The sequence below is a fragment of the Sorangium sp. So ce385 genome (genome assembly GCF_051474135.1).
Lineage (GTDB): Bacteria > Myxococcota_A > Polyangia > Polyangiales > Polyangiaceae > Sorangium > Sorangium cellulosum_D.
Window position 1 is genome coordinate 6,436,417 of the sequence record NZ_CP150337.1, and the last position, 24,812, is coordinate 6,461,228.

At 73.3% G+C, this 24,812-nt stretch carries 17 protein-coding genes; 6 read left to right on the top strand and 11 right to left on the bottom strand.

Translation table 11 applies throughout. From position 1 onward, the window contains the following. Positions 1–439: 439 nt before the first annotated feature. A complete protein-coding gene (locus tag WME83_RS23500; protein WP_437321518.1) occupies positions 440–2,143 on the bottom strand; it encodes a hypothetical protein in 1,704 nt (567 codons plus the stop codon). Positions 2,144–2,623: 480 nt separating this feature from the next. Then, positions 2,624–2,923: an FtsB family cell division protein gene (locus WME83_RS23505; RefSeq protein ID WP_061625815.1), complete on the bottom strand. Its 300-nt coding sequence runs from the start codon at positions 2,921–2,923 to the stop codon at positions 2,624–2,626. A 257-nt stretch (positions 2,924–3,180) separates the two neighbouring features. Between WME83_RS23505 and WME83_RS23510 the strand changes: the two genes are divergently transcribed. Further along, on the top strand, positions 3,181–8,463 hold the full coding sequence (locus WME83_RS23510) for a protein kinase domain-containing protein (RefSeq protein WP_437321519.1): 5,283 nt from the start codon (positions 3,181–3,183) through the stop codon (positions 8,461–8,463). On the opposite strand, the gene WME83_RS23515 is transcribed toward WME83_RS23510, so the two are convergent. Then, positions 8,400–9,854: a hypothetical protein gene (locus WME83_RS23515; protein WP_437321520.1), complete on the bottom strand. Its 1,455-nt coding sequence runs from the start codon at positions 9,852–9,854 to the stop codon at positions 8,400–8,402. The two genes, WME83_RS23510 and WME83_RS23515, sit on opposite strands and share 64 nt — an antisense overlap. Here WME83_RS23515 and WME83_RS23520 point away from each other — a divergent pair. The 3 genes from WME83_RS23520 to WME83_RS23530 all read left to right on the top strand — a co-directional run bounded on the left by WME83_RS23520 (position 9,847) and on the right by WME83_RS23530 (position 11,997). After that, entirely contained in the window at positions 9,847–10,725 is an 879-nt protein-coding gene (locus tag WME83_RS23520) for a Fic family protein (RefSeq protein ID WP_437321521.1), read from the top strand. The genes WME83_RS23515 and WME83_RS23520 overlap by 8 nt on opposite strands. Further along, a complete protein-coding gene (nth, locus tag WME83_RS23525; RefSeq protein ID WP_437322032.1) occupies positions 10,694–11,521 on the top strand; it encodes an endonuclease III in 828 nt (275 codons plus the stop codon). Before WME83_RS23520 ends, nth begins: the two co-directional genes overlap by 32 nt. Positions 11,522–11,703: 182 nt before the next feature. Further along, the gene (locus WME83_RS23530) at positions 11,704–11,997 is read left to right on the top strand and encodes a hypothetical protein (protein WP_437321522.1); all 294 of its coding nucleotides are present in this window, start codon (positions 11,704–11,706) and stop codon (positions 11,995–11,997) included. 139 nt (positions 11,998–12,136) lie between these two features. On the opposite strand, the gene meaB is transcribed toward WME83_RS23530, so the two are convergent. The 3 genes from meaB to WME83_RS23545 form a co-directional block, all read right to left on the bottom strand. Further along, on the bottom strand, positions 12,137–13,216 hold the full coding sequence (gene meaB, locus WME83_RS23535) for a methylmalonyl Co-A mutase-associated GTPase MeaB (RefSeq protein ID WP_437321523.1): 1,080 nt from the start codon (positions 13,214–13,216) through the stop codon (positions 12,137–12,139). Positions 13,217–13,275: 59 nt separating this feature from the next. Further along, positions 13,276–13,503 carry a hypothetical protein gene (locus WME83_RS23540; protein WP_437321524.1) on the bottom strand — a complete coding sequence of 76 codons (228 nt, stop codon included), beginning with the start codon at positions 13,501–13,503 and terminating at the stop codon, positions 13,276–13,278. 108 nt (positions 13,504–13,611) lie between these two features. After that, a complete protein-coding gene (locus WME83_RS23545; protein ID WP_437321525.1) occupies positions 13,612–14,406 on the bottom strand; it encodes an arginyltransferase in 795 nt (264 codons plus the stop codon). A 449-nt stretch (positions 14,407–14,855) separates the two neighbouring features. Here WME83_RS23545 and yhbY point away from each other — a divergent pair, with 449 nt between their 5' ends. Beyond that, positions 14,856–15,158, top strand: a complete 303-nt coding sequence (yhbY, locus tag WME83_RS23550; RefSeq protein WP_020736636.1) for a ribosome assembly RNA-binding protein YhbY — start codon at positions 14,856–14,858, stop codon at positions 15,156–15,158. Between the two features lie 161 nt (positions 15,159–15,319). On the opposite strand, the gene WME83_RS23555 is transcribed toward yhbY, so the two are convergent. The 5 genes from WME83_RS23555 to WME83_RS23575 form a co-directional block, all read right to left on the bottom strand. Beyond that, complete coding sequence (locus tag WME83_RS23555) at positions 15,320–19,150, bottom strand: FAD-dependent oxidoreductase (RefSeq protein ID WP_437321526.1); 3,831 nt, start codon at positions 19,148–19,150, stop codon at positions 15,320–15,322. A gap of 390 nt (positions 19,151–19,540) precedes the next feature. Further along, on the bottom strand, positions 19,541–20,887 hold the full coding sequence (gene accC, locus WME83_RS23560) for an acetyl-CoA carboxylase biotin carboxylase subunit (protein WP_437321527.1): 1,347 nt from the start codon (positions 20,885–20,887) through the stop codon (positions 19,541–19,543). Positions 20,888–20,908: 21 nt separating this feature from the next. Further along, positions 20,909–21,439, bottom strand: a complete 531-nt coding sequence (gene accB / locus WME83_RS23565) for an acetyl-CoA carboxylase biotin carboxyl carrier protein (RefSeq protein WP_437321528.1) — start codon at positions 21,437–21,439, stop codon at positions 20,909–20,911. Positions 21,440–21,478: 39 nt separating this feature from the next. Next, entirely contained in the window at positions 21,479–21,946 is a 468-nt protein-coding gene (locus WME83_RS23570) for a type II 3-dehydroquinate dehydratase (RefSeq protein WP_437322033.1), read from the bottom strand. Continuing rightward, positions 21,943–22,290, bottom strand: coding sequence for a roadblock/LC7 domain-containing protein (locus WME83_RS23575; protein ID WP_237245570.1), 348 nt, complete (start codon positions 22,288–22,290; stop codon positions 21,943–21,945). The genes WME83_RS23570 and WME83_RS23575 overlap by 4 nt, the downstream gene beginning before the upstream one ends. Before the next feature lie 589 nt (positions 22,291–22,879). Between WME83_RS23575 and WME83_RS23580 the strand changes: the two genes are divergently transcribed. Next, complete coding sequence (locus WME83_RS23580; protein ID WP_437321529.1) at positions 22,880–24,784, top strand: aconitase family protein; 1,905 nt, start codon at positions 22,880–22,882, stop codon at positions 24,782–24,784. Positions 24,785–24,812: the final 28 nt, after the last annotated feature.

A 24,812-nucleotide genomic window follows, 5' to 3' on the forward strand; every position in this document is an offset into this window, starting at 1 on the left:
GGCGGTCGCTTGCCGGTGCTCGTTCAGGATCGCGCGCAGCGCGGCGCCGCGATCGCCTCGACGACGCGCTCGCCGCCGCTCAAGGAGGTGCCGCCGCGGCAGCTCGTGGAGGTGCCGCCGCGGCAGCTCGTGGAGGTGCCGCCGCGGCAGCTCGTGGAGGTGCCGCCGCGGGCAGCTCGTGGAGGTGCCGCCGCGGCAGCTCGTGGAGGTGCCGCCGCGGCAGCTCGTGGAGGTGCCGCCGCGGCAGCTCGTGGAGGTCGCTGGAAGAATGAGGAACGAGCGCTGCGCGCGGCCGCATCGCCTCGATCGCGCGGGGCGCCCCACCGCGCGACGGGGCCGGCGTGCGGCGCGCGCGACCGCCTCCACCGCGTCGCCGCCCGCCGCGCGCATGCGGTCGACGCGGCGCCGGATCGAGCGCCGCGATCGCGCCGCGCGGCGCTCACCCGCGCGCGGAGAGGATCCGGCTGAACGCCTCGCCGACGGCGCGCGCGAGCTCGACCATGCGTCGCGACCCGCTCGCGGTGTCGATGATCCGGTCGGCGACCAGGATCATCGCGGGCCGGCCGACGACCTGCACGGCGACCGCGGCGACGTCGAGGCTCGGGTTGACCATGACGTCGAGCAGCGGCGCGTGCGTGGGCGTGCCGGGGATCGGCCCGACGTAGAGGTGCGTCGCCACGGCGGTGGCGAGGATGCTCGGCTGATCCATCGGGAGGGTGAGCTTCCGCAGCGCCTCCTGATCGCCGAACTCCGCGTTGCAGGCGAACCCCCGGAAGACCCCGCGGTGCGCGGCGAAGATCGCGACGCGCCGCGCGAACAGGCGCAGGCCCCGCAGCGCGAGCCGGACGACGTCGTCCCGCGTGCGCGCGAGGTAGAGCGCGTCGATGACGTCGCTCAGGTCGACGAACGGCTGCGGCGGCGGGTCGTCGTCGAGCGGATCGATGAGCTCCTCGGGCGCGGGAGGCAGCGCCGGGAGCCGCCCGGAGCGCAGGCTCGACGGCGGCGCGGCGCCCTCGGGACGGGAGCGCAGGCTCGACGGCGGCGCGGCGCCCTCGGGACGGGAGCGCAGGCTCGACGGCGGCGCGGCGCCCTCGGGACGACCCCCGCCGCGCAGCAGCCGCGGGACCTCCGCGTCCGCTGCGCTCCGGCGCGACGCCGGGGCGAGGCCGGAGGGCGCGTCGAGCGGCAACCGACCGAGCCGCCGCGTCGAGGGGGCCGGCTCGCGCCCGCCGCTGTCCGGGCCGCGCTCGGGAGCAGGCGAGCTCTGGGGCATGATCGAGGCGAGCAGCTTGAACGGAGGGGAGATCTCCACGGGCGGAGACGGCGGGAACGAGACGGCCGGCGGCTCCACGTCCGCCGGCGCGCGCAGGGTGGCCCGACGCGCGCCCGCGCCGCGCTCGGCCTCCAGCGGGCCGCGCGCGCTCGCGGGAGAGCCGCGCGCGCCGGGCGCCGCCTTGGCGTGGCGGAGCGGGAGGATCGGCTCCTCCTGGGACGACGGCGCCTCGGCGAGCAGCACGTGACCGTTGTGCGCGGGAGCGCGGCGGCCTGGCTTGCCGCTGGGCGGCTCGTGGAGACCCGGCTCGTCGAACGAGGGCACCGCGGCGCGCCGGATGAGCGGGATGGGAACCTCGTAAGACGGCGGCGGCGGGATGGTCGACTGGGGCGCGCCGTGCGGGAATGCCGGGGTGGCGCGGCGCGAGCGGGCGGGGACCTGCTCGCGCTCGTCGAGATCCAGGGCGCGGATGGCCTCCTCGATCGCCGAGATCGGCGCGCGGTAGATGCGCACCGGCGCGCCGAGGTGGAAGCTGAACTCGTCGGCGATGTGGCGGTCGAGCGGATCGGCGGCGGCGACGTCGACGGTGCCCGCGCCGGGGTCGACGCGGATCGGGACGGCGCCGAGGCGGCGGCACATGGCGCGCGGCAGGCGCGCGACGAGATCGCGGGCGCCGACGACCTGCCGGAGCGCGAGGCCGCCGCGCCGATCGAGCTCCGCCTCCAGGGCGCGCTCGCTGATGGCGGCGCGGTCGATGAGGGCGCGGGGGAACGAGATGCCCCGCAGGACCGCCACGAAGAGGGCGGCTTCGACCTCAGCCTTGGAGACGGCGCCGGCGGAGATGAGGAGGCGGCCCAGGTCTAGCGACACTCGCTGCACGATACCAGAAAGGGCGCTGCCAGCGTGCAGCGCCCCGCACGCGGCCACGACGGACGCCGGGGCCTTCGCGCGAGCGGCGCGCCGGATCTCCCTGTCGCGAGCGGCGCGCCGGATCTCCCTGTCGCGAGCGGTGCGCCGGATCTCCCTGTCGCGAGCGGCGCGCCGGATCTCCCTATAAGGAGACGCGGGCGGCGCGGGCGGGCAGACCGCTCCTCGCCGGCGGCGCCGCGAGGGGGCGGCCGGCGCGCGGCGGCGCGCTCGGAGGCGCCGTGGGCGCGACGCCAGGGCGACCGTCGCTCGCTCGGAGCGCCGCGGCGGGTGGAAGCGGCGCCGCGCTCGGAGGCGCAGGCGCGGCGGCGGCGCGGAGCCGAGCGGCGGGCGAGCTCACCCGATCATGCGGGGCGCCCCGCGGAGGAGCGCTGGTGTCCGATACGGCACGAGGCCTGGAGAGCGCCAGAAGACCCCGAGTCGTCAGCGGGAGAACTGAAAGACCACCTCGCTCTGCCGCACGAGACCCAGGTTGTCGCGCGCGATCCTCTCCACGGCGGTCGGGTCGTCGCGCAGACGCGCCACCTTGCCGCGGAGCGCCTCGATTTGCCGGCCGAGCTCGGCGTTCTCCTCCTCGACGTCGGCGAGCTCTCTCTCGAGCTCCCGGAGGCGAGGCAGGCCCTGAGGCGAGAAGATCATGACCGGAGCGCCCACGACCGCCACGACGAGCACCGCGATGGGGAGGGTCCGCTCGAGGAACTGCGCTATTCGACGCACGGACATCCGCTCGCACATCACCCGCGCTCCTGTCAACTTTCCTCCAGGGTTCCTGCAACTCCGCGTTAACTTCCACCAGGTTTCGGCGCGGCAACCGGGGTGAAGCCCGGCCGCGCCCGCGTCGAGCGCCGCCCAGGGCGATGCCGGCACCGGGGAGCGTCGGATGTCGCATGGCGCCGCAAGCTTCGCTAGCATGACGCACGTCCCGCCGTGCGGCAGGCCCGCTGCGCGCGCCGCCACGAGGGCTCGGCCCGAGGAGACCCATGTCCATTGATATCGTCCGAGGCGAGCTCGAGCGCCTCTTTTCGCTCGATGAAATGATGGCCCTGTCGTCCGACCTCCTCGGTTTCAGCCCGGCCGAGATCGGCGGCAACGCCTCCAAGGCCTCCTTCGCACGCGCGCTCACGGACCATTGCGTCGAGGTCGACGCCATCGAGGCGTTGATCGACGCCGTCATCGCCTCACGCGCCGAGGTCGACGCGCGCGTCCGCGCCCTCGGCTCCCAGGGGATCAGCCTGCCCGAGGAGCTCGCGCCCGGCGAGGCGTTCGGCGACTACATCATCACGAGAAAAATCGGCGAGGGGCCGCGAGGCATCGTCTACGCGGCGACGCGGGCGACCGAGCCGCGGACGCTCAAGGTGCTCCGGCGCGAGGTGACGCGCGACGGCCGGGCGGTGCGCCGGTTTTTGACCCACGTCCGCCTCGCCGCGCAGGTGCACCACGAGAACCTGGCGAGCGGCGTCGATGCCGGGCTCGTGGGCGGCCGGGCGTTCGTCGCCTACACGCACGTCGACGGCCTCCCGCTGTCGGCGCGCCTCGCGCGATCGGGGCCGCTCCACATCAACGAGGCCAAGCCGCTGCTCCGCGGCATCCTGAGCGGGCTCGCCGCGCTCCACGAGCAGCGCCTCGTCCACGGGGCGCTCAAGCTGGAGAACGTGCTCGTCGCCCGCGGCGAGGAGGGGCAGCCGCTCCCCATCCTCGTCGACGTGGGCGGCGATCGGCTCGGCGCCGGGTGGTCCAGCCCGGAGCTGGTCAAGACGGCCAGCCCCGAGCAGCTGCGCGGCGAGGGCGTCGGCCCCGCGAGCGACCTCTACGCCTTCGGCGCGCTGCTCTTCGAGCTCGTCACGGGCAAGCCCGTGTTCTCGGGCGCGGCCGCGGTCGACGTGGCCGTCGCGCACCTCACCGAGCCGCCGCCCGCGCCGAGCGCGGTCGCGCCGCGCGGGTGGGCGGGCAAGGACATCGACGAGCTCGCGGCGCGCCTGCTCGCGAAGGCGCAGGACGACCGGCCGCGGAGCGCGCGCGCCGCGCTCGACGCGGTCGAGCCGCTCGGCAAGCCGCAGCAGAAGGGGGCGGCGATCGGCGACGCCGAGCTGAACGACCTCATCGACCGGCTCGTCGCGCGCCCGACCGACGCCGACCTGGCGCTCGCCGTCGAGGCGACCGTCGACCGTGGCGCGGACCCGGGGCGGGTCGCCGCGGCGCTCGTGACGGCCTCCGAGCAGGTCGACGCGGCCGCGGGCGGCGACCAGGCGGCAGCGAAGCGGCTCCTCCACTACCGGGCGGCCCGGATCTACGAGAAGGGGCGGCTCCACGACAAGGCGGAGGCCGTCTACCTGGGCCTCCTCGAGCTCGACCCGGGCGACGACATCGCCTTCAGCGCGCTCGAGGAGCTCCGCAAGGCGCTCGGCAAGCACGAGGAGCTCGTGGAGATGCTCCTCCAGCGGAGCGAGCGCGCCGAGAGCGCGGGGGAGCGCGCCCGGGCGCTGAACGAGATCGGGCACCTCTACGTGCGGGAGCTCGACGACAAGGACCAGGGGGTGTTCGCCTTCGCCCAGGCGCTCGCCCAGGATCCGGAGCTGGACGCGTACGCCGTCGACCTGGAGCGCGCGGCCGGCAACGACATGAAGGTCTGGTCCGAGGCGCTCCAGATCCTGAGCCAGGCGAGCACCGACGAGGCGATGGCCGCCGAGCCGAAGATCGCGCTCTTCAACCGGCTCGGGCCCTGGTACGCGGAGAAGATCGCCCGGGCGGACCTCGGGATCCCGTGCTTCCAGTTCGTGCTCGGGCTCGACCCGGCGAACGAGAAGGCGCTGGAGGGGCTGGCGCAGGTCTACCGCCGCGCCCAGCAGTGGCAGGAGCTCGTCCAGGTGCTGCTCTCGCGGGCCGATCGCGCCGCGACCCCCGGCGAGGCGCGCGATCTCCGCGCCGCGGCGGCCGAGCTCCTCGAGACGAAGCTGAACGACGCGGGCCGCGCGCGCGATCTCTACGAGCAGATCTTCGCCGAGGACCCCGGCCACACGAAGGCGTGCGACGCGCTGCTCCGGATCTACCGGCGCGTCGAGGACCACGCCGGCTACGCCAAGATCCTCGAGCGGCGCGCGGAGGCGCTCCGGGGCGAGGAGCGCGTCGACACGATGTGCAGGCTCGCCGAGCTCTACGAGGACCGGCTCGGCGACCTCGGCGAGGCGACGCGCCGCTACGAGGCGGCGCTCGAGCTCGATCCGACCAGCCTGACCGCCCTGCGCGGGCTCGACCGCATCTACAGCCGCGCCGGGCGCTACCAGGAGCTGCTCCAGAACCTGGAGCGGCAGATCGAGGTGAGCGCGACGCCGCGCCAGAAGATCAACCTCTACGAGCGGATCGCCGGCATCCAGGACGAGGAGTTCCTCGACCACGCGAAGGCGGCCGAGGCCCTCGAGGCGATCCTCAGGATCGACGGCGCGCACGAGGGCTCGCTGGCCGCGCTCGGGCGGCACTACCGCGCCCTCGAGCGGTGGGAGGACGTGGTGGCCCTCTACGAGCGGCAGCTCGGCATCGTGCCCGACGACAAGCGGCGGGAGGAGCTCCTGCTCGCGATGGGGCGCGTGCTGCTCGAGCAGGTCGGCTCGCCCGAGCGCGCCCGCAAGGCCTACGAGCGGGTGCTCGCGATCGACCCGCACCACGCCGGGGCGCTCGAGTCGCTGGCGCACGTGCGGGCCGCGACCGGCGACGCCGCGGCGGCGCTGAGCGCGATCGAGTCGCTCGCGGCGACCGCCAAGACCGCGGAGAGCAGGGCCGATCTCTGGATCCGCGCGGCGAAGATGCTCGAGGAGAAGGGCGATCGCGACGGGGCGATCGAGCGGTACAAGATGGCCCTCGACGCGCAGCCGCAGAACGCGGGCGCGTCCTCGGCGCTGCGCGCGGCCTACCTGGCCCGGGGCGACGCGACGAGCGCCGTCGAGCTCATCGCGCGCGAGGCCGAGGTCGCCGAGGGCAACCTCACGAAGGCCCGCCTCTACGGCGAGATGGCCCTCCTGCTGCGGGAGCGCCTCAAGGACGACGCGCGCGCCGCCGAGGCGGCCACGAGGGCGGTCGACCTCGATCCGACGAGCGCGCCGGGGCTCATGATCTCGGGCGATCTCGCGTTCGAGGCCGGCCGGTTCCTCGAGGCGGCGCGGCATTACGAGCTCCTCTCGAGCCGGGTCGACGCCCTGCCGAAGGAGCAGGGGCTCAAGCTGCTGCTCCGCTACGTCGACGCGCTCAGCAAGAGCGGCTCGAGCGGCAAGGCGATCGGCACCGTGCAGGCGCTGCTCGCGCTCGCGCCGGACGATCCGGCGGCGCTGTCGCGCGCCGCGAAGGTCAACCTCGACGCGGGCAGGGCTAAGGAGGCGGCGGAGCTCTACGAGCGCCTCGTCGAGCGCTTCGGCGCCGGCCTGCCGGAGCGGGAGCGGGCCGAGGCGCTCCTCCGGCTCGGCGAGGCGCGGCTCGCGGCCGGCGACCCGGACGGCGCGGTGGCGCCGCTGAACGACGCCGCGGATCTCGTCCCGGAGTCGCCTGCCCCGCTCGCCCTGCTCTCCCGGGTGTTCGAGGCCAAGGGGGACTGGGAAGAGGTCGCGCGGCTCAAGCACCGGCGGCTCGACGTGGTGACCGGCGAGGAGCGGAGCGCGCTCCTGCTCGAGATCGGCGACCTGCTCGCGACGCACCTCCACGACCGGACGCGCGCGGCGAAGAGCTACGTGGCCGCGCTCGACGAGCGGCCGGACGACCGGAAGATCCTCACCAAGCTGATGCAGCTCTACAGCGAGGAGGGGGACTGGTCGAAGCTCATCGACATCGTCCTCAAGCTCGCCGCGAAGATCGACGACAGCCGGCAGAAGGCGAAGTACCTGCACACCGCGGCGATCGTGAGCGCGCGGCAGCTCGGCGACCTCGACCGGGCGGCCCAGTTCTACGACGAGGTGCTGGAGCTCGATCCGTCCCTCACCCGGGCGCTCGCCGAGGCGATCGAGCTCCGCGCCGAGAAGGGCGACCACGAGGAGGTGGAGCGCCTGCTCAAGGTCGAGCTCGACCGGGCGACGGAGGAGAACGACACCGCGAAGATGCTCGAGACGTTCGACCGGTTGGGCGCCCTCTACAAGGACAAGCTCGGCTGGATGAGCGAGGCGATCGACGCCTACGAGGCGGCGCAGACGCTCGATCCGGACAGCGAGGAGCGCAACGAGCTCCTGGCGAACCTCTACGCGAGCAACCCGGCGGAGTACCTGGACAAGGCGGTGGCCGCGCAGCTCCCGATCCTGCGGCGCTCCCCCTACAAGCCGGACGCTTACCGGCTGCTGCGGAAGATGTACACGGAGACGAAGCGGGCCGACGCCGCCTTCTGCCTCTGCCAGGCGCTCTGCTGCCTGAACGCGGCCGAGCCCGACGAGGAGCGCTTCTTCCGGCGGCTGCGCCCGGACACGGCCGCGGCGGCCCAGCAGCCGCTCGACGACGAGGCGTGGGCGGCCGCGCTCGTCCACCCGGACGCGGATCCGCTCCTGACCGCCATCTTCGGCGCCATCGAGCCGGCCGTGCTGCGGAAGAACGGGCAGCCGCTGGAGGAGCTCGGCTACCAGCTCGCCTACCAGATCGATCTCTCGCGCCACCCTTACCCGATGTCGCAGACGCTCTACTACGCGGCGGGCGTCCTCGGCATCGAGCCGCCGGTCACGTTCCAGAACCCGAACGACGGCGGCGGCGTCTCGTTCCTCCACGCGCACGTGCCGTCGATCGTGCTCGGCGCCGCGGCGCTCCAGATGGATCTGCCGACCCAGGCCGCCGCGTTCATCGCGGCGCGCCACCTCACCTACTACCGGCCGGGCATGTACCTCCGCCACCTGGTGCCGACGGGCACCGGCCTGCGCGCCTGGCTGTTCGCGGCGATCAAGCTGATCTCTCCCACGTTCCCGATCACGAAGGAGCTGGAGGGGCCGGTGAAGGAGAACCTGTCGGTCCTGGATCCCACCATCGTGGGGCCGGCGCGCGATCAGCTGGCGAGCATCGTGACCAAGCTCCTCCAGGCCGGCGCGATCGACCTGAAGCGCTGGGTCTCCGGCGTCGACCTGACGGCCGACCGCGCCGGGTTCCTCCTCGCCAACGACCTCGAGCTGGCGCAGGAGATGATCAAGGCGGCCGACGACGCGAGCGCCGCTGTGCCCCAGAAAGAGCGGCTCAAGGAGCTCATGCTCTACGCGGTCAGCGAGGAGTACTTCGCCATCCGACAGCGGCTCGGGATCAACGTCGACAGCTGAGCGCCGAGCGCGGCGCCGCGGAGCGCTCTCGCTCGATCGCGGGGCGACCCGCCCGCGCCCGCCGCGGGCGCTGCCCGGCCCGCGCCCAGCGCGGGCGTTGCCTGCCCGGCCCGCGCCCAGCGCGGGCGTTGCCTGCCCGGCCCGCGCCCAGCGCGGGCGTTGCCTGGTAGAGCGGCCGAGCTGGATCGGGGACGATCCAGCTCACGCATGTCGGTTCCGGCCCACTTCTGCACCGGACTGGTTGACGGATAAATCAGCAAATTGCTAGGCTGCGGGCCGGCATTAGGCCCCTTTTGGATGTATGTTAGCTCGCCGCAGCATGGCAGCGGGCAGCCTGAGCGATCGTGTGAAAGCACGCCCATGGCGGCAAAGAAGACCCGAAAAACTTCAAAAAAAGACCGGAAGAGAGCGACCAAGGCCAGCGCGGCGAGCTCGAGGCGAGCCGCGCCTGCGGCGCGGAAGCGGAAGGCGAAGCCCGCCGCCCGTTCAGCCGCTCGGAAGCCTAAACGAAAGGCCGCGTCCTCTCGACCTGCTGCGCGACGCACCGCTGCCGTGAAGGCGGCAAAGCGCCGGAAGGCGACGACAAAACGGGCGACCACCCGCAAGTCGGCGGCCCCGGCGCGGCGCAAGGCGACGCGCGCACCGGCGCGGGCAACCCGGACGGGCGCCAGGAAGAAATCGGCGGCCGCGAAGGCGAAGAAGGCGACGCGCGCCGCGGCGAAGCGAGCCAGCGCGTCCAAGGCGAGGAAGGCAGCCGCCCGGACGAAGGCGAAGCCGACGCGCGCCGCCGCCAAGCTCAGGACCACCAAGGCCAGGGCGAAGGCGCGGGCGACGAAGGTCAAGGCCAGGGCCGCGAAGGCCAAGGCGACGCGGGCCAAGACGGCGCGGGCCAAGGCCACGAAGGCCAGGGCGACGCGGGCCAGGGTCGCGAAGCCGCGGGCGGCGAAGAAGGCCAGGGCCGCGAAGCCGAGGGCGGCCGCCGGGCGGGCGCGGCGCGCCAAGGCCACGAAGACGAGGACCTCGCGGGTCAAGGCCACGCGGCCGAGGCTGGCGCGGGTCAAGGCCGCGAAGCCGAGGCTCGCCAGGCGGAAGATCGCGGCGCGCTCCGAGCGGGCGCTCTCGCCGGCGGCGGAGCCGAAGAAGCTCCGCAAGAAGCTGAGGCTCGGCGACGACCAGCCGAGGCTGAAGGAGCGGCTGAAGCTCAAGCACGGCGGGGAGCAGGAGGCGGCGGTCGAGGCCGAGCGCCCGCGCCGGACGAGCGACAAGCCGCAGCGCGCGAGCGACAGGCCCCAGCGCGCGAGCGACAGGCCCCAGCGCGCGAGCGACAGGCCCCAGCGCGCGAGCGACAAGCCGGCCGCCGAGAAGAAGAGCGTGCGGCCGGGCGTGGTCAAGGGGAAGGGCCCGGCGTCGTCGATCGAGCGCCGCCCTGGCCGCGTCCCGCTCCGGGAGCCCCCGCGGGTGGTCACGCTGCCCTTGCCGATGCTGCCCCCGCCGCGGCGAGCCACCATCGAGGAGCGCAGCGCGATCATCGAGCAGCGGCTGAACGCGCAATCGGAGGATTTCCGGCGGCGTTATATCGAGAGCCTCGATATGTCGTGGATTTACCACGACAGCGCGCTCGAGGGCGTGGTCTACACGTTCGACGAGCTGCGCGCGGCCCTCAGCGGCCCGGCGCCGCTCGTGACGGACTCGAGCCTTCAGCCGACGTACGATGACATCCGGCGCCACAAGGAGGCCATCGTCTATGTGCGCGAGCAGGGCGAGAACAAGCGGGCGCCGATCACGCTCGACTGCGTGAAGAAGCTGTACCTGATCCTCCACCCGGAGGAGGGGGACCTCAAGACGGTCAAATACCGCAAGGACATCCCCCAGCACCGGCTCTACTTCCACGAGTACGCCCCGCCGGACAAGATCGCCTACAAGGTGCGGCAGATCATCGACTGGCTGAACGACCCCGAGACGCGAAAGACGCGGAACGGCATCCGGATCGCGGCGCGCGCGCACTACGATCTGCTGCGGGTCTATCCGTTCCCGAACGACAGCGGCAAGGTCGCGCGGCTGTTCATGAACATGCTGCTGCTCCGCACCGGTCTGCCCCCGTCGATCATCCACTCGACCGAGCGGCAGCGCTATTACGAGGCGCTGAAGGGCTCGGCGACGACGGTCCTGCAGATGGTGCAGGAGTCGGTGGAGAACGCGCTCGCGAGCGTCGAGAAGCTCCTCGATGAGCATGAGACGCGGAAACGCGCCTTCGTCAGCTGAGACAGCGAAGCGCGGCCCCGGAGGCAGCCCCGCCCCGGTCGGACGCGGGGCGCGCCGCCCGCCCGGGGCCGCTGCCGGTGCTCGTCCCGCGCCAGCGCGCCCGCGGCCTGGCACCCCGCCGCAGGCCACGTTTGCGCGGCTGCGCGCGCTGCACCCGGATGCTCATTGCGAGCTAGACCACAAATCTTCGTTCGAGCTGCTGGTCGCGACGGTGCTCAGCGCGCAGACGACGGACGTGCTGGTCAACAAGGTGACGCCCCACCTGTTCGCCGCCTATCCCGACGCCCGCGCGCTCGCCGGCGCCGAGCCCGCCGAGGTGGGCGCGCTCCTCCGGCGGCTCGGGATGGGGATGTTCAACCAGAAGGCCAGGAACGTCGTGGGGCTCGCGCGAGGCCTCGTCGAGCGGCACGGCGGGGAGGTGCCGAGGACGCTGGCGGAGCTCGTGGAGCTGCCCGGCGTCGGGCGCAAGACGGCGAATGTGGTGCTCGGCGTCGCCTTCGGCGCGCCGGAGGGCGTCGTGGTCGATACGCACGTGCAGCGCCTGTCCCAGCGGCTCGGGTGGACGAAGGCCGACAAGCCGGCGCAGATCGAGCAGGATCTCATGGCGCTCTTCCCGAAGCGCGACTGGGACATGCTGTCTCACACGCTGATCTTCCACGGCCGCCGGATCTGCTTCGCGAGGAAGCCGGCCTGCGGAGGCTGCGGCATCAACGACGCGTGCCCGAGCGCGTTCCACGCGGAGAACGTGGGGCGCAAGGCGCCGCGCGCGCCGCGGCGCGGCGGCGCGCAGGCCTGAGCGCCAAGGACGCTGCGCACGCCGGGCGTCGAGCGCACTTACGGAAACGGGACCGGGCCAGCGCGGCTCATCGCCCGTCGCTCATCGCCCGTCGCTCATCGCCCATCGCGCATCGCCGCTCGGCACGTCTGCTGTCAGCTGTTTATTCCCTCGGCGCTGAAGACGCGAGGTAAGCTTGGCCCATGAAGGCCTTGCACCTGACCCTCGCCCTCGCCTGCCTCTTCACCGCCGCGTGCGGCCGCCCGGAGGACGACATCTGCGACGACAAGTGCGACTGCGAGGGCTGTAACGAGCGCGAGTTCAACGATTGCCTCGATCGCTACGATGTCAGGTTCGTAGACGCAGACCGCCGCGACTGCCTCGACCGGTACGACGATCTCCTCGCGTGCGAGGACGATACCGGGATTTGCCGCGATTACAGGTGGGATACGGCGTGCAAGGACGAGCGGGAGGCGCTGGATCGGTGCGTGGACTAGCGTTGGACATCGGGAGTCCCCGCCGGGCTGGCTGACGCGCGGGGCCCGGCGCGGTCGGACGGGCGGCTGTGCCGGCGGCGGGGTCGCCGGTTGCGGGAGCGCTGTCGCCGCGCCGCTTCCCGGCGACCTCGACGCTGGCTCAGGGCCCGTCGTCCGGCGCGGCGGCGGCGCCGGGGAAGACGGCTCCAGCGCCGCGGAACGCGTCGACGAGCCGCTCCGACGCCGTGTAGGGGTCGACCTCGTGCCGCGCGACGGCGCGCACCGCCGCGTCGAGCGCGGGCCCGAGCGCGGCGACCGCGGCGTCGGTGAGCGCGTCGCGGAGCTGCACGTGCATCGCCTCGCGCAGGCGCTCCTCCCGGCGCTCGGCGCCGGCCTCGGTCCCGAACAGCCACGCCCGGTGCGCCTCCAGCCGGTCCACGAGCGCCGCCACGCCCTCGTTGCGCGTGGCCACGGTCCGCGCGATGGCGGGCTCCCACGGCCCCTCGGCCGGCGCGCCGCCCGGGGTCGACGCCGCCTCGGCCGCGCGGGCGTGGAGCGCCGCGGCGCTGTGCCCGCGCGACCGCCCGGACGCCCTCGCCACCTCGCCGCCGAGCGCGATCATGAGCTCGAGATCGCGCACCGCGGCGTCGGCCCCGTCCCGATCGGCCTTGTTCACGGCGAAGACGTCGGCGCACTCCAGGATGCCCGCCTTGATCGCCTGCACCTCGTCGCCCATGCCCGGCGCCGCGACGACCAGGGTCGTGTGCGCCATGCGCGTGATCTCGAGCTCGTCCTGCCCGACCCCGACGGTCTCGACCAGCACGACGTCGGCGCCCCACGCGTCGAGCACCCGCGCGATGTCCACCGCCGAGCGCGACAGCCCGCCGAGCGCGCCCCGGGTCGCCAGCGACCGGATGAACACGTCGGGATCTCCGAAATGCGCCTGCATGCGGATGCGATCGCCGAGGATGGCGCCGCCGGTGAACGGGCTCGTGGGATCGACCGCCACCACGGCGACCCGGCGATCCTGCTTCCGGAACGCGCCGATCAGGCGGTCGGTGAGCGTGCTCTTGCCCGCCCCCGGGTTGCCGGTCACGCCGAGGACCCAGGCGCGGCCGGTGTGGGGGAAGAGATCCTTCAGGATCGCGGCGTAGTCGCCGGCGCGATCGTCGACGAGCCGGCAGGCCCGCGCCGTCGCGCGCGTGTCGCGGGCGAGGACCTTCTCTGCGAGCGGGTGCACGCGAGCGGTCTAGGCCCGGCGATGCGGGGACACAACCGGCCCGGGGCGGCGTGGGGTCTCTACCCTTCCCCGCCGCCGCCCGCCGCGCCGCCGACGCCGCCGGCCTGACCGCCGTCACCGGACGGCCCGCCGCCGGCGCCGCCCTCCCCGCTCGCCGACGAGCCAGCGCCGCCGGCGCCGCCCGCAGCGTCGCCGCGATCGACGATCGGCCGCGTCTCGCCGCAGGCGACGGTGAGCAGGGCCGAGAGGACAGCGCAGGAGGCGAACACGAGCGCGCGATTCCACATGGGCGCGTTCTTGAAGCGGGCGGCCCGCGAAGTCCAGACGCCGCGCCCGTCAGGGCGACGCGGGCGCGGGCGCGGCGGGGCGCCGCCCGGAACGGCCGCGCGCTCCCGTCAGGGCGCCCGGGTCGCCGGCCGCTCGAAGCGCCGCCAGCGGCCGTCGATGAGCCGCTCGTGCGGCAGGTACTGGGCCTTGTAGACAAGCCGAGAGCACTTCTCGACGTAGAGGCCGAGGTACAGGTACCTGAGGCCCCAGGCGCGGCACAGCTCGAGCTGCTTCAAGATCGAGAAGACGCCGGGGCTCAGCGGCTCGAGCTCGGGATCGTAGAACGAGTAGACCGCCGACAGCGACTCCTGCCCGCGATCCACGACGGCGACCCCGACGAGGCGACCGCCGACGCGGTAGCGCATCTCGAACGTCTCGCAGCAGCTGTCCACGAGGAACGCCTCGTAGCCCGCGGCGCCGAGCGGGCCGTCGTCGCGCATCAGCCCGCGGCCGTGCTTGTGCAGGTTGTAGAGCGCGACCTTCTCCCGCGTGGTGACGGGCGGACCGATCTCGACGTCGACCACCTGCTCGCCGCGGCGGAGCACCCGGCGCTGGGTGCGGCCGGGGACGAAGTCGCGCACGATGATCCGGATCGGCTCGCACGCGCGGCACGAGGGGCACTGCGTGCGGTAGAGCAGCTTGCCGTGGCGGCGGTTGCCCGCGACCAGCCGCCGGTCGAACTCCGCGCGCGTGAGCGGACGGATGGGCACGCGGAGCGGCATCCGCGCGTCGACCTCGGGGAGGTATGGGCAAGGGCTCACCTCGTCGTGGACCGTGAGCTCGATGGGGTCCGCCACCTCGTCGCGCCGAGGGAGCTCGACGTCTTGACCCGATGCCGCATCTCGCTCGCTCGATGAGCCCATGTCGCTGTCGATCCGAGCGCTCGAGACCCCGTCGACACGCCGGCCGCTACATCCAGGGGATGCCTGTTGCGCGGCCACGTCAAGCAAAACCCAGAGCGGCACGACGGCGCGCCGGAGATCCCGCCCGCTCGCGCGATGCGGCCGTCGGCATCGACATCGGGCATCGGCAGCGGCTGCGGCTGCGGCTGCGGTCATCTGCCGCGCACGATCTCGCGCCGCCGCTCATTCACACCACAGCATCTGTCTGCACACATTTAACTTCATAGACACACCCGTTATCCGATCCAGCGCGCTCAGCGCGCCCAACCGGACGGGCTGCGCGCGGACCTGCACGGCGCGCCCTTTTCCCTTGGCCGCGAGGCCGGTATGACCCAGCGCGCGCCCGCGAGGAGGGGCCGGCCCGGTGAAGGGCCCGCCTCGCGCGAGCGACGCAAGAAAGGCCGAACGCTTTGGATCTCACAGGAAAGCAGCGCCGCCACCTCCGGGCGCTGGGGCATCACCTCGACCCGATCGTGCAGCTCGGCAAGGCCGGGCTGACGGACGGGGTCGTCGCGGCCGTCGACGCCGCCCTGGAGCGACACGAGCTCGTCAAGGTTCGCCTGGGCACCGAGTGCCCGGACGACCTCGGCGAGGTCGCCGACACCCTCTCCGAGCGGCTCCGCGCCGAGGTGGCGCAGACGCTCGGCCGGACGATCTTGCTCTACCGGCGCCACCCGAAGGAGCCGAAGATCAAGCTGCCCGCGGGCGCCTGACCGCGCGAGCCGCGCGAGCCGTTGACGCGCGGACGCGCCGTCCGAACGAGGCGCCGCCCCGCGTGCGCCGGGCCGCCAGCGCCGCCTCGCCGCGCGCGCAGCCGCCTCGCCGCGCGCCGCAGCTCAGGGCGCCCCGGATCGCCGGGGCGCCCGGGACCGCGTCACACGTGCCGCAGCGTGGGGCGCTCGGCCAGGATGTGATCGAGCCAGGCGTTCGACAGCTTCTCCTGCACCGTGTTGGCCCGGAGCCTCGCGGCGAGGTTCTTGAAGTCGACGTGGTCGATGAGCTGATCCTGGTTGAAGCACGAGAAGACCACCGTCTCCTTGCCCGTCTCCGGATCCACGTGGCGCTGGAGGCACTGCGCGCAGACCTCCTTCATCATGCACTGCATCGGCGAGTTGATGCTCGCGATGCCCACGTGCTTCGGGTTGAGGTGCGGCGCGAGCACGCCGTGCCGCGCCTCGCGCACCGCGTTCATCATCTTGTCCGAGCCGATCGCGATGATGCGCCGGACCTCCGAGAGGCTCGCCAGCTCGCCGCCGAGCTGGCGCTCGGCGTAGGCCCGCATCGCCTGCACGATGTTGCCGCGGAAATGGCGGTCCGTGGCGCGCCGCGGGGGGATCTCCGCGCCGCCGTCGGTGCACCAGACGACCTGATCGGTCGCCACCTCGATCTCGTCCTGCTTGAAGAGATCCTCGCCGCGCCGGTAGCCGGCGAAGTAGATCACGCGGTCGCCGCGCGCCTTGAGCGCCTTCGCGATCGAGAACAGCACGGCGTTGCCGAGCCCGCCGCCGGCGAGCAGCACGGTCTCGCCCTCGGGGATCTCCGTCGGCGTCCCGGTCGGCCCCATCACGACGACCTCCTCGCCCGGGCGCAGCGCAGCGAGCAGCCGGGAGGACGCGCCCATCTCGAGCGCGATGAGCGACAGCAGCCCCTTCTCCTTGTCGACCCACGCGCCCGTGAGCGCGAGCCCCTCCATCGCGAGCCGCGTGCCGCGGACCACCGGCGAGCGCACCTCGAAGTTCTGCAGCCGGTAGAACTGCCCCGGCTCGAACTTCCGCGCCGCCGCGGGCGCGCGCACGACCACCTCGACGATCGTCGGCGTCAGCCGCTCGACCCGCTCGACCACCGCGGTGAAATCGTGATCGAGGCGGGCGAAGAGGTCGCGCCGCCGCGCGTCGCGCGCCGCCTGCGGCTCCTCGCCGAGCCGGGCGAGGTCGCGCTGGAACAGCGCGACGACGGACGGGTACGCGTCCTTGGCGCTCGCCATCGCCTTCACGACGCTCCCCGCGTAGTGCGGGTGGTTGTCGCCGTAGAAGCTCACCGCGTGCTCGCCGTCGTTGTAGCTCGTGAAGAAGCCCTCGCGCGCCTTGGCCGGCTCGACCTTGAGCGCGCCGGCCTCGTCGACGTACGCGCGGTGCGGCTGGAAGAACTGCTTCCACTTGTCGAACGCGAACGAGCCCGGGCGCTCCTTCTCGTAGGTGACGTTGGGGCTCGTCCCCGCCGCCACGCACACGGTGCGGGCCGGGATCGAGACCGTCTGCCCCGCGCTCCGCCACTTGCCGTCGACGACCTCCTGGCGATCGAAGACGAGCGACGAGACGCACCCGCGCTCGTCGAGCACCGCCTCCAGCGGGGCGAGGTTCTCGACGTAACGGATCCCCTCCTCGAGCGACTTGGCGACCTCCTCGTGGTTCAGCCGGTAGGCCGGCGAGTCGATGAGCCGCTTGCGGTAGACCAGCGAGACGCCGCCCCACGCGTCGATGAGGCCCTGGAACCGCGGCGGCCGCCCCTCGCGCGCGGCGCGCGCGCGCTCGTCGCGGATCTCCTCGGCGTGGCGCCGCTGCTCGGCCAGGAACTCCCGCTCCTCCTCGTCGAACATCGCGAGCACCGACGCCTCGCCGCGCTCGGCGATGAGCGCGTCGAGCCGGTCGGCCGTCTTCTCGGCCTGCACGACGTAGTAGGCCGCGAGCTCCGTCGCGGTGTCGATCGCCGTCAGGCCGCCGCCGATCACCACCGCCGGCAGCCGCACCTGCAGGTTCGCGAGCGCCGAGCGCTTGTAGGCGCCGGCCAGCTGGAGCGCCATCAGGAAGTCCGACGCCTTGCGGATGCCGCGCGCGAGGTTGTTCTTGAGCGGGATGATCGTCGGACGCCCCGCGCCCGCGGCGATCGCGACGTGGTGGAACCCGAGCCGGAAGGCGTCGTCGAGATCGATCGTGCCGCCGAACCGCACGCCGCCGTAGATCCGGAGCAGCCGCTGCCGCGCGAGCGTGATGTAGAGGACGGTGAGGAAGTTCTTGTCCCACCGCACCGTGATCCCGTACTCGCTCACCCCGCCGAAGCCGAGGAGGACGCGCTCGTCGAGCTCGGTGTAGAGCCGCTTGAAATCCCTGACGGGCCGCGGCGGGCGCGTCTCGTCGCCCGTGAGCTCGACCGGCAGCGGCTCGATCTTGAGGCCGTCGATCGCCACGCACGCGAAGCCCTGCCGCGTGAGGTGGTGCGACAGGGTGTAGCCGGCCGGGCCGAGGCCGACGACGAGCACGTTCTTGCCGTTGTACGGGAGCGCGTGCGGCCGGAGCGCGTCGAGCGGGTTCCACCGCGTGAGCAGCCCGTAGATCTCGAGGCCCCACGGGAGCGACAGGACGTCCGTGAGCGCCGCGGTCTCGACCTGCGGGATGTCCACCGGGTCCTGCTTCTGGAAGACGCACGCCTTCATGCAGTCGTTGCAGATGCGGTGACCGGTGCCGGGGCACATCGGGTTGTCGATGCAGACGAGCGCGAGCGCGGCGATCGACTCGCCCCGCCCGCGCATCGTGTGCATCTCGCTGATCTTCTCGTCGAGCGGGCAGCCGTGGAGCTCGACGCCGAGCGGGTTCGACTTGATCGCCCCCGTCTTGTTGTCGCGCAGGCCCTTCGAGCACGAGTCCTTGTCGCGATCGTGGCAGAGCAGGCAGTAGTCGACCTGGCTCTCGACCTCGCGGGGCCCCGCGCGCCGGTCGGTCAGCGCGAAGCCGTCGCGAGCCCGCCGCTCGTGCTCCGGGCCGACGAGGAGCTCGGCCGAGCCCGGGCCGTCGCTCGCGCCCTTCCTGTGCAGCTGGACCAGCGCCTGGTAGTCGAGCGTGCGCGGCGCCTTGAGCGTCGGCCAGCGATGCGCCGGATCGTGCTCGTCGGCGCGGCGCGCCGCGAGCCACGCCTCGACGGCGTCGAGCGCGAACGCGACGACCGCCGCGTCCTCGGCCTCGGTCGGCTCCGCGCCCGCGACGGCGACGGCCGGCGCCACGCGCTCGGCGAGCGCCGGGTCCTCCCGCAGCGCCGCGCGCGCCTTCGCCGCGCGGCCGCGGAGCTCGTCCGTCCACTTCGCGCCGCCGGCCTTGGCGGCCTTGCGCGCGATCTCGTCGACCTCGATCAGCGCGAGCGTCGCGCGCGCGATCGCGAGCTCCTCCGCGGCGGAGCCGCTGTCGAGCGCGCTCGCCGGCGCGCCCATGGCCACGAGCGCCCGCCGCGCCGCGTGCGCCGCCTCGACGGGCGTTCCCTGCCACGCCTTCCCGGGGCTCGGCTTGAACAGCCGCTTCTTCGAGAACTCGCGCTTGAAGTCCCAAAGCGCGGCCCGCTCGCGGGTCGCGTCGATCTGCGCCTGGGTCTCCCGCTCGACGCGGAAGAGCGTGGCGACGAAGCGGCCGACGTGCGGCGCCGCCGCGAGGAGCGCCTCGGAGACCTGCTCCGCGGTGAGCGCGGGCCGGCCCGCGCCGCCGCCCCCGGAGGCCGTCTGCTCCGCGCGCAGGGCGGACCGGTACGCGTCGAAGCGCGCGTACGCGCCCTCGTCCGACGCGTGGAAGTACTCCTCGAAGCGCTCCGTCAGCTCGGCGAGCTTCGCAGGGTCGAAGAGATCGACGTAACCGAAACCAGGGATTCCGAGCTCGAGCTCGGAAACATCGGAGGTGGCCTGCACCCACGAAGAGAAGTCAGCCTGCACGCCAGCGTTCGCTTCCATACCCGCAGCAAATGCTTTCTATTTCAAGGGGTTTGCCCGACCGGCGAGGGGCGCGCGCACCCGATCTCGAGAGCGACGTAAAGTAGCACCGGGCCGTACCTCCGACCTGTCGCTCAGGCAACATTCATCGAGCTCATCCCGCGCTCGCCGGCGCGGCGAGCGCGCAACGGCTGCGCGCCGGCGAGCTCCCCGCGGCCGCGAGCCCACCGATGCGCCGAGCGCGCAACGGCTGCGCGCCGGCGCGCTCCCCGCAGCTGCGACCGACGCAGCGAGGGCGCAACGGCTGCGCGCCGGCGCGCTCGCCACGGCCGGGACCGCCGCCCGCTCGCGCGGCGAGGAGCTCCGTCGCGGCCGTCTGCAGGGCGGCGCCGCGCGGCGGGAGCGCCGCGATCAGAAGCCCTGCGAGACGACGCGCTCGATCGTGTGGGTCGAGATGTTGCCCGCGATGACGTCGGGATCGCGCAGCAGCGCCTGGTGCAGCGGGATGTTCGTGCGGATGCCGCCGATGATGAACTCGTCGAGCGCGCACCGGAGCCGCGCGATCGCCTCGGCCCGGTTCGCGCCGTGCGCGATCACCTTGGCGACCAGCGAGTCGTAGGAGCTCGGGACGCGGAAGCCGCCGTACACGCCGGAGTCGACGCGGATCCCGACGCCGCCGGGCGAGTGGTACTCGGTGATGAGCCCCGGCCACGGCACGAACGAGCGCGGATCCTCGGCGTTGACCCGGCACTCGATGGCGTGGCCGCGGAAGCTCCAGGGGCGCGTGTCCGGCAGCGAGAGGCGCTCGCCGGCGGCGGCGAGGATCTGCTGCGCGACAAGATCGACGCCGGTCACCATCTCGGTGACCGGGTGCTCGACCTGCACGCGGGTGTTCATCTCCATGAAGTAGAGCTCGCCGCGCTCATCCATCAGGAACTCGAGCGTGCCGAGGCCGGTGTAGCCGGTCTCGAGGATCGCGGCCCGGATGATGTCGCCCATCCGGGTGCGCTTCTCGTTGTCCATCGCGGGGCTCGGCGACTCCTCCATCACCTTCTGGTGCCGGCGCTGGAGCGAGCACTCGCGCTCGCCGAGCGTCCACACGCCCCCGTGCTGATCCGCGAGCACCTGGAACTCGATGTGGCGCGGCGCCTCGACGTAGCGCTCGAGGTACACGTCCGGGTTCTTGAAGCCGGTCAGGGCCTCCTGCGTCGCGATCTCGAACGAGCGCTGCACCTCGCCGGCGTGGCGGACGATGCGCATCCCGCGGCCGCCGCCGCCCCCGGAGGCCTTCAGGATCACCGGGTAGCCGACGCGGTCGGCCTGCTCCGCCGCGTCCGCCGCGCTCTTGAGCACACCGGTGCCGCTCAGCATCGGGATGCCGAAGCGCTTGGCGACCGCGCGCGCCGACACCTTGTCGCCCCAGGTCCGCATCGCCTCCGCGCTCGGCCCGATGAACGTGAGCCGGCACTTCTTGCAGACCTCGGCGAACTTCGCGTTCTCCGAGAGGAACCCGTAGCCCGGGTGGATCGCGTCGGCGCCGGTGACCTCGGCGGCCGCGATGATCTGCGGGATGTTGAGGTAGCTCTTCGACGCGTCGGCGGGGCCGACGCACACGGCCTCGTCCGCGAACCGGACGTGCAGCGCCGCGGCGTCGGCCTCGGAGTGGATCGCGACCGAGCGGATGCCGAGCAAGCGGCAGGCGCGGATGACGCGCATCGCGATCTCGCCGCGATTGGCAATCAGGATCTTCTGGAACACGGCACCCTCGCCCGCGCAGCGCTAGCTGCGCCGCACCTTGAAGAGAGGCTGCCCGAACTCGACCGGCTTGCCGTTCTCGGCGAGGATCTCGACGATCGTGCCGGAGCAGTCCGCCTCGATCTCGTTCATCAGCTTCATCGCCTCGATGATGCAGAGCGCCTGCCCCTCGCGGATCGGGCTGCCGACCTCGACGAAGGGCGGCGCGTCAGGAGACGGCGAGCGGTAGAACGTGCCGACGAACGGCGAGGTGACGGTCGAGCTCCTGTCGTCGCTCGCCGCGGCGGGCGCCGGCGGCGCCGCCGGCGCGGCCGCCGCAGCAGGCGCAGGCGCGGCCGCCGGAGCGGGCGCGGCCGCGGCCGGCGCGCTCTGGAGCTGGTAGGCGACGGGCGCGAGCTGCGGCGCCCCTCCCTGCGGCACGAAGCCCCCGCGCGTGAGCCGGATGCGAACGTGTTCGTCCTCGAACTCGAAGTCGCTCACGTTGCGCTTCTCGAGGAGGCGCACCAGCGCCCGCAACTGCTTGAGGTTGATGTTCATGGAAGGACGTTCGGCCATCGATGTTTGCCGCCTTTCAACCAGAGTGACGGCGCATGTTCAACCTCTTTCGTCCGGTCGCAGCTTCTCCAGGTGCCCGAGCAGCCCGAGCAGCCCGAGGACGTACGAGCTCGGACCGAAGCCCGCGACGCGCGCCATGCACGCGGGCGCGATGCGGGAGCGGCGACGAAACGGCTCGCGAGCGTCCGGGTTGGAGATGTGCACCTCGACGGTCGGGAGCGCGCCCGCGCGGATCGCGTCGTAGAGCGCGATGGAGGTGTGCGTGTACGCGCCGGCGTTGAGGAGGATGCCGTGGAAGCCGCGATCGCCGGCGTGGCTGATCGCGGTCACGAGCTCCCCCTCGCAGTTCGACTGCATGCACGACACCGAGGCGCCGTGGGCCTGTGCGGCCTCCTCGACGGCGCGGTGGATGTCATCCAGCGTGGCCGTGCCGTAGATCGCTGGCTCGCGCTTGCCCAGACGATCGAGGTTCGGCCCCGAGATGACCGAGATCCTGAAGCCGCTCAGGCGAGCTCCTTCAGCAGCACGGGCACCTTGGTGCGCAGGAGATAGCGGGCCTTGCCGATGTTCGCGTCGGGCGTCATCGAGAAGGCCACGAAGTACGAGTTGTTCACGACGCGGATCAGCGTGGTGACCTTCTCCGCCTGGATCGCGATCTCGGCGGCGTTGCCCGCGTCGAGCATCTCGGCGGCGCGCTGGATCGACTTGAGCACGACGCTGAACTCCGCGCCGATGGTGGTGATGTCGAACGCGGCCCCCGGCTTGGAGTAGCTGTCGACCGCGATCCCCTCGAAATCCATGAGAAGGGTCGCGATGCCGCCCTCGGTGTTCTCTACGACTTCCTTCAGCACGGCCTGGAACATGGGGGGAGACTACCCAAGCGCGGCACGATCGGGAAAACAAACGAACCGGCGCGCGTCCGGCGCGCGTCCGGGCCAAGGCCGGGCGCCCGCGCGCGCCCCCCGTCGGCCGGCACGGCTGGCCGGTCTGGCTGGCCTGGCCTGGCCGCGCGCGCCGGGCGCCTCGCGCCGGCCGCCCGCGGCAGCAGACGGGCGCGCGGGGCGGCGATCCCGCGGCGGCGCGGCGGCACGTAACACCGCGAAAGCTCGCGCCGTCTGCCCGGCAGCGCGGCGAAGCGCGGCGTTCGCGTTGAGCGGCGAGCGCGCTTTGCCTCTTGCATCCTGGTCCCAGCCGGGCGATTCCCGCCCCAGGGGCCCCGCTCCAAAGCACGCCTTGACCCTTGTCCCGGCGAGCGGCTAACGTGCGGCCGTTCTTTCGCCTCGCGGCAAGGCCGCGGGCGGATCCCGCCGGCGCATCTCGCCGGCGGGACGATGTCAAACGTGGCCGGGCGCGGCCCTGCGCCGCACCCGCCAGCTCATCAAGAAAAACAAGGACGGCCCAACATCTATGCGTGCGCGAGCCGGGGATCCCCCCCGCACGATGCCCCAGAAGATCCTCGCCGGGCGGGCGACGGATCCTCAGCTGCGCGGTGATCTCGTCCAGGTCAAGGTCGACCAGGTGATCCTCTCCAGGGCGCCGTCGCGCGCGCTGGCCGAGGCCATCGCCACGGGCATGAAGAAGACGCCGGTCGAGGTCGCCGTCGCCTACGACGGCACCTGCGTGGCCGACGCGAGCTCGCTCGCGGACATCGACGAGGGGAGCCCGCACTCGGTGTCGCCCGAGTTCCCGACCTACAACATCCCGATCGCGCGGCCGGGCATCGGCTTCCCCGCGCCCGTGCACCTCGAGCGCTTCGCCGCGCCGGCGCGGCTCGCGCTCACCGACGACCCGCGCCTCGCGACGGTCGGCGGCATCGGCATGCTGTCGCTCGTCGTGTCGCCGAGCCAGCTCGGGCAGGCGCTCGCCACGGGCTCGGCCTGGCTCCGGCCGCCGCGGAGCGTGCAGATCCACCTATCGGGCCGGGTGCGGCCCTTCGTGTGCGCGAGGGACGTCGCGCTCGAGCTGCTCCGCAGGAACCTCGACGAGGTCGTCCGGCGCATCGAGGGCGAGCACCACGCGCCGGTGATCCTCGAGTTCGCCGGGCCGAGCGCGCGGCTCCTCTCGGTGGGCGACCGCGCGGTGCTCTGCGGGATCGCGCCGCAGGTGGGCGCGGCGGCGGCGCTGTTCGTGAGCGACGAGAAGACGGAGGTCTTCCTCCGCGATCAGCGCAGGTCGAAGGCCCACCGCGCGCTCGTGCCGGACCCGGGCGCGCCGTGCGAGGAGGTCGTCTCGATCGACCTCGGCACGGTCGACCCGCTGCTCATGGACGAGGAGGGCGTGGTGCGGCCGGTCCGCGATCTCGCCGGCAAGCCGGTGGCGCAGGTCGTCCTCGGGGGCGACTCCGGCGTGACGTTGCGCGACATGCTCGCGGCGGCGCTGCTGCTCAAGTCGAAGCGCGTCCCGTCGCGGCTCGATCTGCTGGTCGCGCCGCCGTCGCGCCAGGTGCTCGAGGTGCTCGCGCAGTCGGGCGCGCTGGTCGACCTCGTCGCGACGGGCGCGCGCATCGTCGAGCCGGACCGGCGCGTCGTCACCTCGGAGATCTACCCGCCGCCGCCCGGCGGCCTGTCGCTGCGCACCGCCGATCCGGAGCCGCGCATCGCCGGGGCGCCGTCGTTCGTCGTGGCCTCGGCCGAGACGCTCGCCTACGCCGTGGCCACGGGCTCGGTCGGCGATCCGCGGTCGTTCAAGCGGCCGGTGCGGGTAACCGTGCCGCGGGCGCTGCCGACCGACGACGTGCTGATCCTCCGCGACAAGAAGGGCGAGCAGGTGAGCACGAAGAAGCCGCCGCCGGCGCCCGCGGCCGTGCCCTGGAAGGGGCCGCTGACGCTCGACGTGCTCGCGGGCGTGCCGAAGGGGAACGGGCGCGCGGCGGTCGGGGCGCGCGGGCGCAAGGCCGCCGCGCCGGCCGAGCCGGCCGCGCCCGCCGCGCCCGTCGCGCCGGTCGTCGAAGACGACAAGGCGCAAGCCGCGCCTGCCGAGGGAAAGGCGGTGGGCGGGGTGGCGCTCGTGCTGTCGACGCTCGACGAGGTGCGCGCGGTCGCGGAGCGCGCGACCGACCTGTCGACGGTGCGCGCGGTGGTCGCGCCGTTCGTGCCGAGCACCGCGGTGTCGGCGTTCGCGAGCGAGGGGATCGCCACGTTCCTCGTCGGCGCGGAGGCGCTCGGCAGCATCAAGGAGCAGAAGAGCGTGGAGCTCCCCGCCCCCGCGCAGTGGGGCGACCGCGTCGCGGCCGTCTTCGGGAGCGAGCGCGTCGAGGTGGCCTGGCTCGCGACCGGCATGGAGCGGAGCTGGACCCACGCAGGCACCGTGCGGCAGCCGCCCAGCGCGAGCAAACCGGCGCGGTAGCGGGCGAGCGCGCGGCCGGCGCGGCGGG